This window comes from Acinetobacter haemolyticus (assembly GCF_003323815.1).
Taxonomy (GTDB): domain Bacteria; phylum Pseudomonadota; class Gammaproteobacteria; order Pseudomonadales; family Moraxellaceae; genus Acinetobacter; species Acinetobacter haemolyticus.
This window is the reverse complement of sequence record NZ_CP030880.1, coordinates 1387007-1403886: the sequence shown is the minus strand read 5'-3', so window position 1 is coordinate 1403886 and position 16880 is coordinate 1387007. Positions and strand designations below refer to the sequence as shown.

Annotated in this window: 17 protein-coding genes; 7 read left to right on the top strand and 10 right to left on the bottom strand. The window is 36.4% G+C overall.

Annotated features, from left to right (window positions below; all coding sequences use genetic code 11):
- Positions 1-46 precede the first annotated feature (46 nt).
- A complete protein-coding gene (locus tag DS737_RS06390) occupies positions 47-1303 on the bottom strand; it encodes a hypothetical protein (protein WP_113997101.1) in 1257 nt (418 codons plus the stop codon).
- A gap of 236 nt (positions 1304-1539) precedes the next feature.
- On the opposite strand from DS737_RS06390, the gene DS737_RS06385 reads away from it, so the two are divergent.
- The 7 genes from DS737_RS06385 (at position 1540) to DS737_RS06355 (ending at position 6207) form a co-directional block, all read left to right on the top strand.
- Positions 1540-2439 carry a hypothetical protein gene (locus DS737_RS06385; protein WP_113997100.1) on the top strand — a complete coding sequence of 300 codons (900 nt, stop codon included), beginning with the start codon at positions 1540-1542 and terminating at the stop codon, positions 2437-2439.
- Between the two features lie 53 nt (positions 2440-2492).
- Entirely contained in the window at positions 2493-3611 is a 1119-nt protein-coding gene (locus DS737_RS06380; protein ID WP_113997099.1) for a PIN domain-containing protein, read from the top strand.
- A gap of 42 nt (positions 3612-3653) precedes the next feature.
- On the top strand, positions 3654-3902 hold the full coding sequence (locus DS737_RS06375) for a CPCC family cysteine-rich protein (protein ID WP_113997098.1): 249 nt from the start codon (positions 3654-3656) through the stop codon (positions 3900-3902).
- A 115-nt stretch (positions 3903-4017) separates the two neighbouring features.
- Positions 4018-4575: a PAAR domain-containing protein gene (locus tag DS737_RS06370; RefSeq protein WP_113997097.1), complete on the top strand. Its 558-nt coding sequence runs from the start codon at positions 4018-4020 to the stop codon at positions 4573-4575.
- A complete protein-coding gene (locus DS737_RS06365; RefSeq protein WP_113997096.1) occupies positions 4553-5230 on the top strand; it encodes a zinc protease in 678 nt (225 codons plus the stop codon). Before DS737_RS06370 ends, DS737_RS06365 begins: the two co-directional genes overlap by 23 nt.
- Before the next feature lie 2 nt (positions 5231-5232).
- Positions 5233-5688, top strand: a complete 456-nt coding sequence (locus tag DS737_RS06360; RefSeq protein ID WP_113997095.1) for an NF045616 family extracytoplasmic (lipo)protein — start codon at positions 5233-5235, stop codon at positions 5686-5688.
- A gap of 105 nt (positions 5689-5793) precedes the next feature.
- On the top strand, positions 5794-6207 hold the full coding sequence (locus DS737_RS06355) for an NF045616 family extracytoplasmic (lipo)protein (RefSeq protein WP_113997094.1): 414 nt from the start codon (positions 5794-5796) through the stop codon (positions 6205-6207).
- A 160-nt stretch (positions 6208-6367) separates the two neighbouring features.
- On the opposite strand, the gene DS737_RS06350 is transcribed toward DS737_RS06355, so the two are convergent.
- The 9 genes from DS737_RS06350 to DS737_RS06310 form a co-directional block, all read right to left on the bottom strand.
- Positions 6368-6910, bottom strand: a complete 543-nt coding sequence (locus DS737_RS06350) for a glycoside hydrolase family 108 protein (protein WP_113997093.1) — start codon at positions 6908-6910, stop codon at positions 6368-6370.
- A gap of 59 nt (positions 6911-6969) precedes the next feature.
- Positions 6970-7119: a hypothetical protein gene (locus tag DS737_RS16160; RefSeq protein WP_005196342.1), complete on the bottom strand. Its 150-nt coding sequence runs from the start codon at positions 7117-7119 to the stop codon at positions 6970-6972.
- A 253-nt stretch (positions 7120-7372) separates the two neighbouring features.
- Positions 7373-7768 (bottom strand): hypothetical protein, encoded by a 396-nt coding sequence (locus DS737_RS06345; RefSeq protein ID WP_113997092.1) that lies wholly within the window; start codon positions 7766-7768, stop codon positions 7373-7375.
- Between the two features lie 47 nt (positions 7769-7815).
- Positions 7816-10602: a host specificity factor TipJ family phage tail protein gene (locus tag DS737_RS06340; RefSeq protein ID WP_113997091.1), complete on the bottom strand. Its 2787-nt coding sequence runs from the start codon at positions 10600-10602 to the stop codon at positions 7816-7818.
- Positions 10603-10979: 377 nt separating this feature from the next.
- Positions 10980-11471, bottom strand: coding sequence for a DUF1833 family protein (locus DS737_RS06330; RefSeq protein ID WP_113997089.1), 492 nt, complete (start codon positions 11469-11471; stop codon positions 10980-10982).
- Positions 11458-12474, bottom strand: a complete 1017-nt coding sequence (locus DS737_RS06325) for a hypothetical protein (RefSeq protein WP_113997088.1) — start codon at positions 12472-12474, stop codon at positions 11458-11460. The genes DS737_RS06330 and DS737_RS06325 overlap by 14 nt, the downstream gene beginning before the upstream one ends.
- Complete coding sequence (locus DS737_RS06320) at positions 12471-13310, bottom strand: hypothetical protein (protein WP_162784526.1); 840 nt, start codon at positions 13308-13310, stop codon at positions 12471-12473. The genes DS737_RS06325 and DS737_RS06320 overlap by 4 nt, the downstream gene beginning before the upstream one ends.
- Positions 13311-13410: 100 nt before the next feature.
- A complete protein-coding gene (locus DS737_RS06315) occupies positions 13411-14166 on the bottom strand; it encodes a hypothetical protein (protein ID WP_113997086.1) in 756 nt (251 codons plus the stop codon).
- A complete protein-coding gene (locus tag DS737_RS06310; RefSeq protein ID WP_162784525.1) occupies positions 14163-16844 on the bottom strand; it encodes a hypothetical protein in 2682 nt (893 codons plus the stop codon). The genes DS737_RS06315 and DS737_RS06310 overlap by 4 nt, the downstream gene beginning before the upstream one ends.
- Positions 16845-16880 lie beyond the last annotated feature (36 nt).

The following is a 16880-nucleotide window of genomic DNA, read 5'->3' as shown; positions in this document are numbered from 1 at the left end:
TCTACCGTATTAATTTAGTTATGTGACACATACATGTGTCACATAACTAATTACTTGTTTTCTTTGGATTAACCTTGTTAGTAATAGCAATTATCCTTTTCGCTAAATTAGTTAGGTCTAAGGTTTTCGCTGATCGTGGTTCATATCCTTTTTCGTATAAAAGCTGTTCGACTGATTTACTGTGCGATTCAACATATTTTCCGTTCACATAGATTTCTTCCCACAACTCAAATGCCAGCTTCAACTCTGGTGCATGATTAGGGTGATCGGTATCAAGGGCGGGATGTTGGCTTAAAAGACTGGGGAATGCGTCAGGTATTTCCTGTGGTGTGACATCTCTAAGCTCTTTCAATTTAGGGTACATGTCGTACCATTCATCACTAAATATCTCAGGTTGAGATTGGCGATAATTTCGTAAATCCTCATTTAATTCTTTTATATTTAAATCACCATACTTTGCTGAACCAAATACCTCATAACCAGAGCGGATATTAACCGTTAAATCATTTAATGGTTTAAAGCTGTAAAGACTATTTTTTTCAATTTGAATATGACCAAACTCATACATGAGTTCATCATCTAAGCTATTTTCAAATCTTGTACTATTAAATTTTTTATTGCTTAAAATATTTAAAATGTGATGTATGGCTTTTGTTGAACTCAGGTCATCTAAAGCTATACAATCTATTTTACTAATATTAACATATACAATAGTTTGGCTTTCGAAACCATTTAAAAGCAAAAAACTAGATAATTCATAAATTAATATATCGAAAGTATGGCAAAAATCCTCTATAAGATAGATAAATGAAGAGTATTTTTCTTTTTTCTCATTTAAAATATCTGAGATATATAAGTTATTTTTGTTTAATTCTTTTTTAGAATTAGTGCTAGATATAGGGGTTTCTATGCTTGATACTTCTAATATTTGAGTCGGTATAAGTATACCTTTAAGTTCTTTAAATTTTAATAGATCGGACTTTTTCCAATAATAATCGACAGATTTTAGACATACTTTATCAAGGGTAGCTTGAGTTTCTTCCTTAGTTCCATTTGTATCGTAAATAAGACAGTTTATGATCTCTTCAATATCTGAATAAGTATTATTTGGAGGGGCTACATGGCCAACCTGATAAAATTCATTTACCCTATATAAAGGTAATTTCCTTGTATGGGCTTCTATACTTCCTAAATATACCCCAATATTGCAATATTTATCTGTGTTTGAAAGCAACTCTATCAGCTTCCATACTTCTAAATAGTTATCCCTTATAAGTTTTTCTTTTTCGTCCAATAACCCCATACAACGTACCCTTAGAACACTTCAAACAAACTATCAATTTTGAGATTAAATATACCTCAACTTGGGGGTGTTGTGGGGTGGAATTTGATGTACTATTCAACATAACTCCAAAAATTTTTAGAGATGTTACCTACAAGCTAACTAGATGATTTATGTTATTTATTTTCTAGGAGTAACTTCGTGACATTTTGGAAAGTTGAGCGGGATTCGATGGTTTTTATCTGAGTTAAAAATTAATGAGTACAGATGTTAATATATTTAAAGAAATAATTAAAAAATTCTTCTCAAATGAGAAAAGAATTATTGCTTATAAATTGATAGGACTACTATCAATTGGCTTTTTTATTCTCATTATTATGCTTTACACTTTACAAAAAGAAAAAAGTTTTTTTGATTATGTATATGAAAATATACCATATTTTATTTATTTCCCCATTTTATTATTACTTTTTATTGAAGTAAAACTCTTAACTCCAGGTCAAAATAAGGAGTTAAGTGATATTGATGAGGAGAGTAAATATAGAACCATTAATATTGTAAATAATAATGGCAATATTACAGTAGAAAGTAGCAAGAACAGTAAGCTAACTCCCAATGAGGCATCAAGTGATTTCTCTTCATACTTTATTAATATTATAAATTATTTAGAAAATAAATCGATTGACTCAGATAGGAAAGCATCACTACTTTTAGATAATGGGAAACGGTTTTCTGGACTTGGTATCTTATTTTTCATTGTGGCTACTATAATTTGGCAGTTTCATATAAATTATGTAGGTAAATTTGAAACACACCATATCTACGGAATTGTTTCCACTTCATTAGTTTTTATATTTATTGAATTCCTAAGTGCTTGGTATCTACGTCAGTACAAAAGCTTCTCAGATACTTCTACATACCTTACAAAAATTAAGTCTATCTTTGATAAGTATATGCTTATCTATCTCGTTTCTGTTGAGAAAGGAGATCGGGATTTCAGTATTCTCTTAGAACAGCTTAGTTCTGAAATTAAATGGCCAGAAACTTATCTTCTTAAAAATGCAGATGTAAGTTTTGCCAAAGATGCACTAGAGACCATGACAACTATGGCTCAAGCATTTAAAAAAGAGGTCAAAAACAATCCATCAGAAAATTGAAATATATATAATTTTCTTTATTTAACTACAAACATAAATGGACGGCATCTGCTATGGAACTAGAAACACGACTAATTTTTATCGATACTTGTGCATTTGAAAATAAAAATTTTCAATTTGGACATCATGCTCTTCAAACGTTAGAAGAATTATTAGAATATGATAAACTACAACTACTAATAACAGATATAACAAAAAATGAGATAAAGTCACATATAATAAAAAAATCAGAAGAAGCTATTAGAGAACTGAACACCTATATTGATGATAAAGGAAAAATATTAAGAGCTGCACCAGAACTATCTTTAAATTCAATATTCTCAAAAACAAAAAAACAAGATGTTTACAATAATATAATCGCAAAGTTTGAAAATTTTTTAAATTATCCGAATGTTGAAACAATCCCCATAAGTAACGTTAATCCAGATATTGTTTTTGAAAAATATTTTTCTAAACAACCCCCATTTATCAATGAAAATAAGAAAAATGAATTTCCAGATGCATTTGTATTAGAGGCTATTAAAGAGGTTGCCCAATCAAGAATGCATAAAATATATATAATTAGCAGTGACAAGGATATGCTATCTTTTGCTGAACAAAATGAATGTTGCATACCTCTTCAATCTATAAATCAACTTCTCGACTTAGTCTTAAGAAATGATGAGGAGCTATCCCAGCCAATTGAGTTTGCAGACAGCATTTTTGAAAGACTAAGAAATGAGATTTTCAAATTAACTAGAGAAATTTTAATTGAAGCTCAATTTGAAGTACAACTTGATACCTCTGATTTTTATGATTCAATAGATGAGGTTTATGATATTGCAATTGATAATATTGATATAAAAAATAAAAAATTAATTGAGGTAACTTCCAAAAATGCTCAATATGAAGTTGAATTTGAAGTTGAAATAACTGCATCTTATTTACTTCCTGACTATGATAATTCACCCTGGGATCCCGAAGATAAAGTCTATATTTTTCTAAGAAATGAAGAGGTTATAAAAACCTATAAACAAAACTACCTAGCACATATTGCCTTATCCTTCTCGGAAGGAATTAGAAGCCAAGCTGACATATCAGAATTTGAGTTTGAACATTCAGTATTTCCATTAGATGAAGAAAATTCAAAATTAGTTACAATAAATCCCTCTTTTTCTCCCTACGATCAATAAGTTCAACAGAAGAAAGACAAGCAAGAATATTGGAGAAATATAATGCTCTACCCGTGTTTATGCTGCGGCTATCTTACAAGAAGCGAACCATCAAACGGCGAATATGACATCTGCCCTGTATGCTTCTGGGAGGATGACCCTGTTCAATCAGAGGATCATGATTGGGCTGGTTGTGCAAACGTGCCTTCACTTAATCAAGCTCGTGAAAACTTTAAAAAGTATGGAGCAATGGAAGAAAGGTTTGTTGAGAATGTCAGAAAGCCTAGGGATTATGAGATCCCAAAGGGTTAGGCATTTGTAATTAAGTTTGATGTTACCTTTGCAATAAAAATACATAAAAGTCCGTACACCCTAGACTCACTTTGCTACCATGTTGCCAAAATAAAATATTACGAGGGTTTTAAAATTGGCAACGCCATATATCGTAATTGGTTGCCCCACGACGGGCGGCGGTAAAGTTATTTCAGGAAATAGTAGTTTCTTAATCGAAGGTAAAGCCATTGCTTGCGTTGGTGATAAAGCAACCTGCCCTAAACACCAAACTGTTTCAACGATTATTAGTGGTGATCCATACATGCAAGTGTTTGGAAAAGCTGCTGCCCGAGTAAATGATTCTTTATCTTGTGGCTGTAAGCTATTACCACAACAAAATCTTGTTGTTCAGGATAATGGTGGTGGTAGTTCAAGTGCATCGTCAAATTCTGAAGCTGCATCTTCACCAGTTAATCAATTATTAGCTGATACCACAAAAGAATTTGGGCAGAAATTTTTTATCGTTGATGAAACGACCTCAGAACCTTTAGCTAATGTTCACTACGAAATCTATAAAACTGGCGCTTTGTTTTCGACAGGTGTCACGGATGAACAAGGGTATACACAATTTATATCAGGCTCAGAAAACGAAGAAATTGAATTAAAAATACTTATTGAGGATAAAGATCATGAACATTGTTGTAAGCCTTAAAGCCAAATTAAAAAGTAAAGACAGTGTTGAGCAGAATCCAACAACGGTACCTGTCAATACACGTAGAAAACTGACTAGTGGTGAAATTAATCTAGCCAAAATTATGTTTAAAGAATCAATAGATTATACAAAAGTAGAAATTATCCGTGGTGGCCTGTTGTCAATCCCAACAAGAAGCAAAAATGCCATGACACCCTTTGGTAGCATACATTTACCTAATGAGGATTATGATAAAGTTAAAGACTTTTCAATTGATAAAAAAGCAACAAATAAAATATGGTTTATCCATGAAATGGCGCATGTATGGCAATATCAACTAGGCTTAAACGTAGCTGCTCGTGGTATCGAAATTGGCATAAGAGGCGGCTATAGTGATGCTAAAGCTTACGATTATGATTTAGTCTGTGACGATCAAGGCAAGAATTTTAATCAGTTTAATTTTGAACAACAGGCTGAAATTATCAGTCATTACTACGATGCTTATCATCTACCACTTCAAGGACATAACTATCCAATTCTGCATAACAAAAATGTCATGCAAAAATTTGCTTTAAAAAATGTTCTGAAAGATTTTCTTGCAGATCCATCTAACAGTGAATTGTTATCAAAGAATTATGGTGGAATTTATTATCATCAAGAACCAAAAAGGTATTAATCATGCATAAATATTTATTCTTAGCCTTTTTATATCTTCCATTCCATGTTTCGGCCACTTCATCCCCATATAGAGGTGGTGAAGTGAGTATTGAACTAAAAAATAATAAACCATGTTTTTATATTAATGATACACAGCAAAAAGGTATATTTAACCTCGTCATACTTAATTTATCTCAAGATAGTACGGAATCTTGGATTTATGAAAATCATTTTGAAAATAACTATCCGACAAAAACCAATTGTATTCTTCTTACAGAGAAAAATTTTAATAACTTTAAAGGTTTAAAAGAAAATACACCATATAGTGCAACATTGGGTGGGGTGAAAAAAGCTTACAACAAAGATTTTTGCGTTAAGAAAAGTTCAGGAAAACTTGTATTACAAGAAGTCCAAGGGACCAAGTGCACAGATATAAAGCCAAGTTTTTGGGAAAACATAAAGAACTTTTTTAAATAGTTTTTATTCGGATGCTTTTTTATAGATCTCCCCTGGGCAACTCAAAATACAAGATAAACCTTGAATTTTAGGATTCTTTATTTCAATGTTACCGAGCAGCTAATTATGATAAAACAGAGTTTAAAATTCAGCCTTGTATTGACTATAGGTATTATATTAAATGCATGTAGCCAAGGTCCACGTCCATTAGAGTTAACAATTAAACAAGATAATCTATGTGCATTTACGGACAATACTAGAACTTTTTATGGTTTTGATAATACATTTTTAATTTCCGTGGGTAAGATTGATTATACAAAAGAGTTTGAAAGTACTTACGAAAAGCTGTATAAAAATGCCCCACTCCCAATAGATGAAAAAAACTGTGTTCTAATACCTTTTAAAGAGATTGAAAAAAATGTTGCTTATGACGTTATTTTAAATACTAATAAATACTTTCAAGCAAATGTCTGCTTAATTGAGCATAACAATAATTTATCGATTAAATACGTTGACCCTGGTAAATCTACCTGTGACTAATCCAAGTTCTATATAAAGCCCTCCTCAGAGGGCTTTAACACATATCCCAACATGGACATTACTATTGATCGTATGCGCTGAACATCCTGACAGTAAGCACAAAACTAAAACGCTCACAATCAATGATGACCATGAGCGTTTGCAATGATGAACTAGTTTGTTATGCGATTCGATTGTTGATCCAGCCATAAAAGAACTGCTCCTGTGTAGGGTTACGTTCGCATATTTCGATATAGCGTTGCCCTTGCATGATATTGAGCACTCGGATTAAGACCTTTTCACCTTCTTTCCCGCGTTTGGCCATAAAGGTTTTCAGGGCATTCAAAGTGGCTGATCCATAGATTCCATCAATTACTAAATCTGGCCATCCGCCTTTACCTTGATTGTTCAAAAGATTTAAAGCACGTTGCAGTAATGGTTTGGCAAAGCCCGTCCCACAGTTGACACCTGTATCGAGTAGTTCTTCAGCCACGGCGTTACTAATCAGATTGACTTGATCAAATCGTGGTGAGATCCAATACTGTTTTCGATATATGTCTTTGGCCACACTTAACGGCAGATCTCGCATGTGACCTTTAAATCCACTCGCACGTGCGACCACTTCAGTGATACCAAACTTGGTCGCACCTCCCCGATCTGCGGGATTATTTACATAACCACCTTCACGCTTAATTAATTCTTCAAGATATTGTTCGATGTTCATTTTGCTTTCCTTTAGGCAATAAAAAACCGCCTTTCGGCGGCATAGGTTGTACTCGTAGCTCATTTCAAAGCTAAAATTATGGCGATAACAACAATACCGATTACCAACCCCAAATTTGTGATTGCTTGCATTAGCCCCGCACGATCTGCGCCTTTTTCGCTCATTTTTCCATCTACCTTTAATTCAGATTTTGATGTATGCTTATGCATAGAGACATTTCCCCTTTGCTTGTGGGTTAAGTGGATTTGAAAACCCTAGTGTTGGCGCACTGGGGTTTTTGCTTTTTAGTGCATATATCCTCATTGATCTCCTCGTTTGTTTATTGATAAAGCAACGATAAGAAAAAAAGTCTTTCCGTATTAGGCGGAAAGACTTCCGTTTACTTTTCGACTTGTATGCAAAATTTAAGCGTTAATGAGGAATTGCACCTAATACAAAAAAACCGCCAAACGGCGGCATCAATTAAAAATTATCTTTGAAGTCCTTTACTTCCTTCACTACTTCAAAAATTGTTGAATCCTCTCGTTCATTCACATAATTAAAAGTCCAACGAATGATTGCCCATATTGGTAAACCTGATGCGAAGAACAAACCACCTAAAGCACATAGCCCTGCCCAAGTTGTTGCATAATCATGTAGTCCAAAATGCTGGATGATGAAACCACCTCCTGCGATACTTCCAACTAAGGTAGTGATTAAACTCACCACCCACTCGCTACGTGATCGAGGCATTCGCGTCATAATCACCACAAGATACCCCAGTGCAAATGCCAAGGCTGCAATGACCATCAGAAACCACATGCCATACATTTTTATTGCTGTAGCTACTCCAACACCGCTACTTACTGGCTCTGCCATTTTTCATTTCTCCAGATGTAAAAAACCGCCTTTCGGCGGCTGTTGATTCAGACATAATCTTTATCGTTTAAGTAATATTGATCAGTGTAGTTTATTGCAGTGATTGAAGACTCAGCACCTCCACCAGACTTTTCAGTAATCAAAAATAGATCTCGCTTGCTGTGCATGTCGGTCGTAACCAGATAGGTTGAACAACTGATATTCCCCTCATACTCAATAACAAGCTGCGAAGTCGGTGCACGTGCTAATAAGACTTCTCGCTCATGGCCTCCTTGTGTCACATGAACAACGTCCACTTGGCCATTTGGCAATTGAAGATGAATGACATAACTTCCATCTTGTTCTAGTACACACGGCTGTGACAACGTTAAATAGAGCCCATCTTGGTCAATGACAGATCCTGAACTAATTAGCATCGGACGCGTATCATCAGCAACAAGAATTAAGTCATTCCGAGTGACAAGATCAGCTTCACTATAAGCAGAAAATTCGACAGTTTTCTTCTGATAAAGCAACTTATTCAAAGCTCGATGCGCTAAAAGCATCGCTTGCTGAAGATTGGTGATGCCTTTAATTTCCAACTCTCGCGCATTGACCACATTATCATTAGGTAACTTGATTTCTGATTCAGACCAGGAATCAGTCGGATCGATCCATTTGAGTTTTACCCCATCATAGTCTTTGTTTACACCAAAGTTGACAGAACGCTTCTCGCTTTCAGGTTTTTTATTCCTGTGATTGAACAATAAAGTCGGTACTTGTTGCGGCTTTTCAAATACAAAGAAAACTTGATTTGATTCACGGCGCGCATCACAAAATACGGCATTCGCAATCGTTGTAAGTGTCTCTTCATAGGACATCTTGGCATCATCAAATGTATAGTTAAACTGAATCGGCACACCAAAATAAGCATCAATTTCATCAGCAACCGCATAGAGATTAGCGACATCAAGCGTGCTTATATCTCTACGCCCAATTAATTCATCGGTCGTAATCGCACAGACAATGTCAGCAAAATTACTTGTCGGGATTCTCTCTACTGACTTAAAGCCCGTTCGATATGTAAAAAGCTTACGTGTGGCGATACAGTTCAACATGCGGTTTTTAACGCTGGTTGCTTCATTGGTGCCAATTGTTTTAGTACGAATGATCGTTACATCATCATAACTAAGCTTGCTTGAAACTGAACATGCGTAAACAGATTTGAGTTTTGCTTCACGTATACGCTGAATAACATTTTTAGCCCAAACTTCAGGCTCTTTCTTGATTCTGAAACGAACGCCATCCGTAAAATTATGACTTAATTGGATTCTACTTGAGTAACCAAAACCGACGATGGTATTGTCATAAGTCCATTCGACATGCTCAGAAATTGGACCAACTGGAACACCTGCAACCACTTCTTGATACTGAATCGTCCAACCAACTGACTCATTGTAATAGTTGCCTTTCCAGCCGATTAAACGTAAACCTTGAGGAAAGTAAATGTTGAAAATGAGTTCTTGAATGTCGTTGTAATCAATGTAATACCAACCAAGCCAACTTGATACAACTTTTCTCAGATGAATATCCGTTTGTCCAATGCTAATTCCTTGTAATTTATCCCACTCAGGTTGCAAAGTTGTTGGAACTTCCAAGTCTATATAGTTTATGCCAACAGCAAGAACTGAAGGATACTCACCACCCACGTCAATTGAATCAGCATTTTGTTGTAGTATTCCAGAAAAGAAAGCAGACTTTTCATCTAGATCTACAATCAATGACCAATTTGAGTTTACTAATTCAGGATCAACCAAATTACAAATATATCCATCAATCACCTGCGTGATACTTGATACTTGATAAGTACCAGATAAATTCAGATCATCAAGCATAAGTGATGTAATTTGCAGTGACTTAAAGTTAAGACTATCCAATACTTGAGTAGTTTGAATATGGAATTCACCCGTGCTTTTAGGAACTGATTCACTTGAAATATTCGCATTCGCTACACCTATCTCTGACATGTTGAGAAGCAAGGTATTACCAATCTGAAAATAATCCCGCATATCAATCGCAGGATTAAGTGTTTGCAATCTATTTGGATATTGAGCTGTGAGTTGAAAATCTACATCCAAGTTTGTTATATCTTCACTACCCTCATTCAATGACTGGCCATTGATCGCTGTACACATCTTCGCAACTAATGGATTTTCTGTAAAAGCATTTCCTATCTGAATTTGTGGTGTACCAATGATACTGGTATTTGGTTCATAGATTGAACATGCTGATCCTGCAATTGTAGATAAGGTGGTGTCACCGTCTTTAATGTCTTGAATGTGATAAAAACCACGACCTAAACACATCAATGATTCTTCAACTTCTTGCTTATCTACGTAGTACACAAAACTTGGTGCGATCAAGTCAGGAATTGCTTTTACTTTTCCATAAATGTCAGCAACACGTTGACCGATTCGCTGTTTATTTTCACGACTAGTCAAATCATTATTGCTTGAACCAGCATCTGAAGATTGATTCTTAAGTGTTGGCACTTTCACTAAAGCATTAACAATAGAACCAAATATTTTAACGACAACATAGTTCACTGCTGAAATGATGTCTCCAGCATGACAAACAATATGAAATTGATCCTCTGGTCCAGCGTCTAGCAAATTTAATGCTGTAAATTTATCAGTTGGAGTAACATCATTTTCCACACAAGGCGTATTCTTATAAATTCGTGCTTGCGGAAATCTTGCTTTGATTTCAAGGAAACGCTTTAAAACATTATCTGTCTGCTCAAGCGTAATCGTACTCGCATCAAGCGGATCTTCATAAATCTGTAAGTGGCTCATAGTATCTAAATCTCGTGTAAAAGCATTTCAGACTACGCATTGATAAATATTGAGTGCCGGATTCATTCAAGTGCAAAACCTTGCCGCAATAAAAAAGCCCTACGTGATTATTTCCCGTAAGGCTTGTCATAAGGACAATGCAACCATGTATAGGCTCTTTTATGTGTTTATTGCGAATGACTGTCTGTCTTGATGTCTGAATGGAATCATTTAGCGAAGCTGTCAAACCAATAAAGCTTTTTGAATAATCTTGATCTAGCAACTGTCTAGCAGCATCAATTACGAAATGAACACAATGATAATTTTGGACGTTGTATTGCTTTTCAAACAATGAAAACAATTGCTTATGCTGAACACTCATTTACTCAGCTCTCTATCTAGTAAAAGCCTACTAAAGTCGGGAAATTCTCTTTTGAAAAGAGCAATCCCGTACCAACTTCATTAAGCTGCTCTGCTTCAGCTTCAAAAGTCGTCCCCTGGTAGTCATTGTTCTGACTTGTGATTTCTAGGTGATCGATCTGCAAAATTGGATTTGCTAAATCAATGCTTGAATATGCACGATAAGTCACTAGTGGTCGCTCAAGTGATACTTGCTCAATAATTTGATCAACAAGGTCAGGAATAACTTTACCCAGATCCCCGACCGTTATTGATAGCTTCTGATCAAGATCATCACTGACACTGCCGCGATCTATTTTTAAAACAGCATATTCATAGAAAGTTGGCTGGCCACTTTGAATGACGGTTACACCTTCAGAAACATTGGTCACATAGCGCAATGGTTTTGGCCACAAACTATGTTTAATCTCGATACACTCAATCAAATAAGCATTATCTGGACCGTATAAAAAACTCTCAAGCTCTGACATTCCTTGACTCCGCTATTGCCTGAATCGTCGATTTATCAAATTCATTATTCAAGATAAATAACTGGGCACTTACTTTAAAAATAGCCCCAGTCTTAGACATTGAGATACTGTCATGTATGAAATGCGCTAAATACTGGCTGAGTGGCCGCCGATCTAAAACGAGATCTACATAGAACGGCTTACGTTTATGCTGCCAAATCCGAAAAAATGACATGAAATAATCAAAATCTTTTTCTTTCAAATTGAAATTGATCGACACAACATTTTCTATATTTTCAAATTGAGTTCTCAATGCATCTTCATTCAGTCCCTCAGCTTTGATGACATTATTTCCGAATTGAACACTGTAAGATGCCTGCAGTGGGCATAGATCCAGATAATCAAAACGCAATGCTTTATTTCGAGCATCGACATACATCTGATCTAAAAACAGATCAAAACCGTTCATGATCTTTGTAGCAAACCCAAATCTATTATTCGTCATCATTCCGATTTGAATGAGTACCTGTCCAGCCCCAAGCTCATACTCAATTTGATAACGATCTCGTTGCAATCGAATACATAGTTGCTCAGCTTTGATATATGCAAAAATCACATCCGCATTTGCTGAATAAATTGTGCGGTGATCATCAAGGGATAACTGTGGAGTAATGATCAAACTGCCGAAACTCGTTGTCACATGATCTGCTGCTGCGGTGTCATACCACCATAGAAACACTTCATTATTGACCACATAAGTCACAACAGGGCGCATATTTAAATCAAATGCAAAGCTTAATGCTGTTATATCAGCAACAGTGATTAAGTCATATGCGACTTGATCAGCTTTAGCTTTGATGACTCCACTCTCATAAAAACAAGTCCATAACTTGGCTTGCAAACCCTGCGATGCATCATATAAATCAATACCACCCCATTCATAATCAATCAGCTCATCAATACGATTAGGCACTAAAAAAGCAGCGTAAACGCTGCTTGTTGATAATGCATTATTCGGCATCATGGCGTATACCTATCCCATGTTAGCTCAAACATATATCTTAGTGTTTGCTGATTACTCTTTGGAATTGGTGGATCAATATCCCATTTGTAACCGATCAGCGCAGACGAATCTCCTTTAGACAACAAGTTTGCAATCGGAATCAGGATGCCCTTGTGATCCCAATCATTTCCCTCATTCAGACCCAATGTAAATAAACCAATTAAAGCTCTGTTATTTGGTCTTGATTGGGACATGCTTTTGGTTACAGCACCTGTGGTATTTGGATATGATGTATTTAATGGATTTACTGAATTTGCCATCACTCTTGCTGCTAGTAATGGCAAATCTACACGAACAGACGCTACTGACCATGCTATACCATTATTGTGAAGTACAGCATTGCCAGCATAGTCATGTGCACTAACTACTTCGTCAAATTTGTTGAGTAACTGAAATTGACCTGAGAAATTTGTGGATGGATAAACACGTAGCTCAACGAGAACATCTAGTATCTCATCTGCTAGAACCGTGATTGACGTAGGGTTGCCTGAACTATCTCGAATCAAAGCTCTGTTAAACAAAGAACCTGCACCATTACCAAGCCCTACCTCAGACAAGTTTCCAGCCGAAGCTCCAAGAGGAAAACGGAATGTTCTTTTGCAAAAATAATAATAAGGTAAAGCGGATACCTGCAATCCCGATTGATCGCTACCTTGTGTTGTACTTGTTCCAGCAATAGCATTATCTAAACTAACTTGAGACGGAACTGGTGCAGAATTCCCCGATCCAACCCATACATGAGAGATTGCTGCACTACCAACTCCAGCCATCGCGTCAAGTCCTGCATCAAGAACCAAATTATCACTCCACGCACTTTCGCTTAATCTTTGTTCATCAGACTTTCTAACAATAAGCTTAAATCTCGCGCCAACTTTTATATTCGTTTTAAATAACATATTAAATCTCCTCAATATACTTGGCACTTAACACAATGAATTCCGATTGCATCAGATCAGCATTTGTCTCATGCGTAATTAACACATCTTTGATCACTGCATTTTTGACTGAAAAAGCAGACTTAATTTGATCGATAGGTTCATAAGGCAAAGTTGTATAAGTGATTTCAGACAGATACTTTGCATTTCTGACTGAAAAATCTGATTTAACTTGATCAACAGGTTCGTAAGGCAAAGTTGTATAAGTGATTTCAGATAAATACTTTGCATTTTTGACTGAAAAATTCGTTAAAAGATTCTCATTGCTCAAAACTGGATCGAATGTTCTTGGATTTACTGGAAGAGCACTTGATTTAATAGAATCATAAAAAAACAAGGGGTACGGCTTTGAAGTCAGAATCTGCACTTCAGAAGTCACCACAACAAGCTGCGCCGAGACTTTAAAAATCTTTCCGCTTAACTCATTAAATGAGAAAGAATCAGGCACAAACTGAGCGATATATTCTCTAAACTCGCTGTCCTCAATAATTAAAGACATTAAAAAAGGCAGCGGATTAAGCTGCCAATTTAGATAAAATGCCCTGAAATATATGAAGTCATCTTCTCGAAGCGTAAAGGCCACATCTACAAGATGTTTTTTTGCGTTTTTAGTTTGAACATATCGACCAAATCCACCACGTAAAGTTATTCGTTCAACTGATGTACCGTACTTGACCGAATAGCTTGATTGAAGTGGGCATAGATCAAGTTTATTCATCGCACACGCCCTGCTGCTATGTTGTTTCTGACCTGTTTTGACTCAAATGAGTTCGCTTGGTTGAGATTCGCAAAGCCTTGTTTTACTTCATCCCTTGCAATCTGCCTAATTCGTACATCTAAAGAGCCATCTCTATTTTCAGTTACATCAGCGGTAGTGCCTGGTAGTGTATAAACGTTAATATTTATCCCTTCACTAGGGCGAATTGGATTTGATAAAAAACGTTCCTTACCTATCGGTCCACCTGTCGCAAATTTCTGGGGTAGCATGCCAGTACGGTTAATGTAGTCAAGATTTGCTAATCCTAACTTTTCAACAGCGGCAGCACGAAGCATATATTCACCATTAGATGCCCAAATCGGAATATCATCACTCGTACCTGTTCCCTTCCCCGTAATATGCCCACCAGTGGCAAAGCCCTGTAAATTCATTGATCTAATTTGTGCGGCCTGACCAAGTTGAACTGCTAAAGCACCACCAGCAACAAATGGAGCAATGTATGGACCGATCATTGGAATTGCTGAAACAGAGTTATAAACATTCGAGAACGTTTCAGGGGCATTTAGAAGAACTTTTGAAAGTGCAAACATCTTGGAAGCAATGAACATAGCCTTATAACCTGCTGATTGTTCACCTAGTAGCGAACTCATCAAATCCGCCATACCAGCTGTCGTATTTGCTGCATCTTGCACACCCAAGGCCGCTTTAGCTCGATAGTACAGGCTTTCACTTTCAAGCATTTTTTGTTGATACTCTTCTTGAGTAATTAACTGCCAATCCAAAGCAGCTTGAAATGCTTCAGACCGTTGCGCTGCCGCTTGCTCAGCTGCTGTATCTATACCTGCCGCACCCCAATAAGCATATAAAGTAGAATCACGCCCCTGTGCAGAATCAATGCTTTCAGTGATTCGAGATGCACTAATCAAAGCATCACGCTCATCTTTACTTAACTTGCTATTCAAACGGATCTGTTGACGCTCAAACTCATATTTGGCAGCAATATTCTGCATCTCAGTTTGAAATGCTTGAGATGCATCGTTTAAACGCATGTTTTGCTCAAGCTGCAACCAAGCCATTGTTCGAGTATGTTTTTCTTGCAGTGCATTCAAATACTGTTGTTTTTCAGCAGTATTTATATCTGTTCGATTTGCGATGATTTGCTGATCAATAATAAAAGTCGCTTTGGCTTTAGCTTCTTCATTTACCTTATGTTCTTGAAGTTCAAAAGCCTGCTTCATCTTATAAAGAACTTGCTCATCTTCAAATCTAGCTTTTGCAGCAGATAAAAATTGACTACGTAATGCTGGAGAAAAATTAGCATCATTGATATCAGAAATAACGCTCTCATAATCAAGCTTCATTCGTTGAATATCTGAAGAAAACTCATAAATTAATGATTTTCTCAAATAATATTGTTTCTCTAACAATCTATTAAGCTCAGTTTGAGCCTTCGATTGTCGATTAGTCGCATCACTAGATTTATTCTGTTTATCAACCCATTCATCAAGACCGTTGGTTACACCAGATTGAGTTTTAGATAACTCTTTCAAGCTAGCCATTTGTTTTGCTGTTGAAGCGTCATTGCCTTCCCACATTTTATCCATGCGTTCAGCCGCACCGATTACAGTATTATGTAAATCAGACTTTATTTCCGTTGTAAGTGCACCGATTTCTTTTCTAGCATCATAAGCAGCTTTAACCAATCCGATTGGATTCATTTCATACCAATTTGCTTCACTAAAAATCGCTCCACCAACAGCAGCCATTCCACCCAGTGTTTTACCTACTAGCTGAATCGCTGTCACCGCACCAATCGCTACCGAGGCAACACCTTTCAACGATTTTGCGACACCATCTGCAACTTCGGTAAATTGCAGACCTTGTTCTGAACCACTAAAGAATGCTCCTGCTATATCTACAAAAGCAGGAATAACAGCTTGCATAAGTTGGTTTTTTGCTCCACGCAACTGCAAATCTAATAGATATACTTGCTCTTTTAAAATCTTTGATGATGCAATCGTTTTTTCATTCATCACTAAGCCAGCACGCTCAGCAGCATCTGAATAAAGTTTCATTCCTTCACCACCATTGATCAACAATGGGATAAGGTCTGTCATGTCTGATGCCATGCTTTCTAAATAAAATGACATCTGTTGTTGTGTTACACCTGCTTCTTGCATCTTATCGACATAAAGTTGCAAAGCATCTGGACCACTTAATTTTTGCATTTCTATTGCAAGTTTTTTGGCCCCAGCAGCACTACCCTCGGTTTTAGTGGCAATCTGCTCAAAAAAGTCTACCGCCTCCCCAGAACCAATCGTTGTAAACTCTCCCAGTTTCTCATTGAAATCTTTCAACATGTCAGAGAGTTTTTCTTGCTGGATACCATAGGCAGCAGCACCTACCGCCATCTTTTGAAACTCTTGGGTTGATGAGTTTGCTCGCAGTGCAAATTTCTCAAGCTCTACTGCAGTTTGTGCTGTTTGATATGCTAGGCCAGCCAACCCAACAATAGCACTCGCTGCTACAGCACCAACAACATTGCCATAGGTATTAACTGCACCACGCATTTTTTTAAAGGCTGAGTCTGTTGAACTTTCAGCATTTCGCAAACCTTGTGTAAATGATCCTGTATTTGCAATAAGATTTAATGTCAAAGTACCAAGATTGATCGCCATACTTTTCTCCAGACAATAAAAAACCGCCAACAGACG

Bases quoted from the DNA above. Each gene is read 5' to 3' on its own strand.
- DS737_RS06390 (WP_113997101.1), bottom strand. From the start codon at position 1,303: ATGGGGTTATTGGACGAAAAAGAAAAACTTATAAGGGATAACTATTTA.
- DS737_RS06385 (WP_113997100.1), top strand. From the start codon at position 1,540: ATGAGTACAGATGTTAATATATTTAAAGAAATAATTAAAAAATTCTTC.
- DS737_RS06380 (WP_113997099.1), top strand. From the start codon at position 2,493: ATGGAACTAGAAACACGACTAATTTTTATCGATACTTGTGCATTTGAA.
- DS737_RS06375 (WP_113997098.1), top strand. From the start codon at position 3,654: ATGCTCTACCCGTGTTTATGCTGCGGCTATCTTACAAGAAGCGAACCA.
- DS737_RS06365 (WP_113997096.1), top strand. From the start codon at position 4,553: ATGAACATTGTTGTAAGCCTTAAAGCCAAATTAAAAAGTAAAGACAGT.
- DS737_RS06360 (WP_113997095.1), top strand. From the start codon at position 5,233: ATGCATAAATATTTATTCTTAGCCTTTTTATATCTTCCATTCCATGTT.
- DS737_RS06355 (WP_113997094.1), top strand. From the start codon at position 5,794: ATGATAAAACAGAGTTTAAAATTCAGCCTTGTATTGACTATAGGTATT.
- DS737_RS06350 (WP_113997093.1), bottom strand. From the start codon at position 6,910: ATGAACATCGAACAATATCTTGAAGAATTAATTAAGCGTGAAGGTGGT.
- DS737_RS16160 (WP_005196342.1), bottom strand. From the start codon at position 7,119: ATGCATAAGCATACATCAAAATCTGAATTAAAGGTAGATGGAAAAATG.
- DS737_RS06345 (WP_113997092.1), bottom strand. From the start codon at position 7,768: ATGGCAGAGCCAGTAAGTAGCGGTGTTGGAGTAGCTACAGCAATAAAA.
- DS737_RS06340 (WP_113997091.1), bottom strand. From the start codon at position 10,602: ATGAGCCACTTACAGATTTATGAAGATCCGCTTGATGCGAGTACGATT.
- DS737_RS06330 (WP_113997089.1), bottom strand. From the start codon at position 11,471: ATGTCAGAGCTTGAGAGTTTTTTATACGGTCCAGATAATGCTTATTTG.
- DS737_RS06325 (WP_113997088.1), bottom strand. From the start codon at position 12,474: ATGATGCCGAATAATGCATTATCAACAAGCAGCGTTTACGCTGCTTTT.
- DS737_RS06315 (WP_113997086.1), bottom strand. From the start codon at position 14,166: ATGAATAAACTTGATCTATGCCCACTTCAATCAAGCTATTCGGTCAAG.
- DS737_RS06310 (WP_162784525.1), bottom strand. From the start codon at position 16,844: ATGGCGATCAATCTTGGTACTTTGACATTAAATCTTATTGCAAATACA.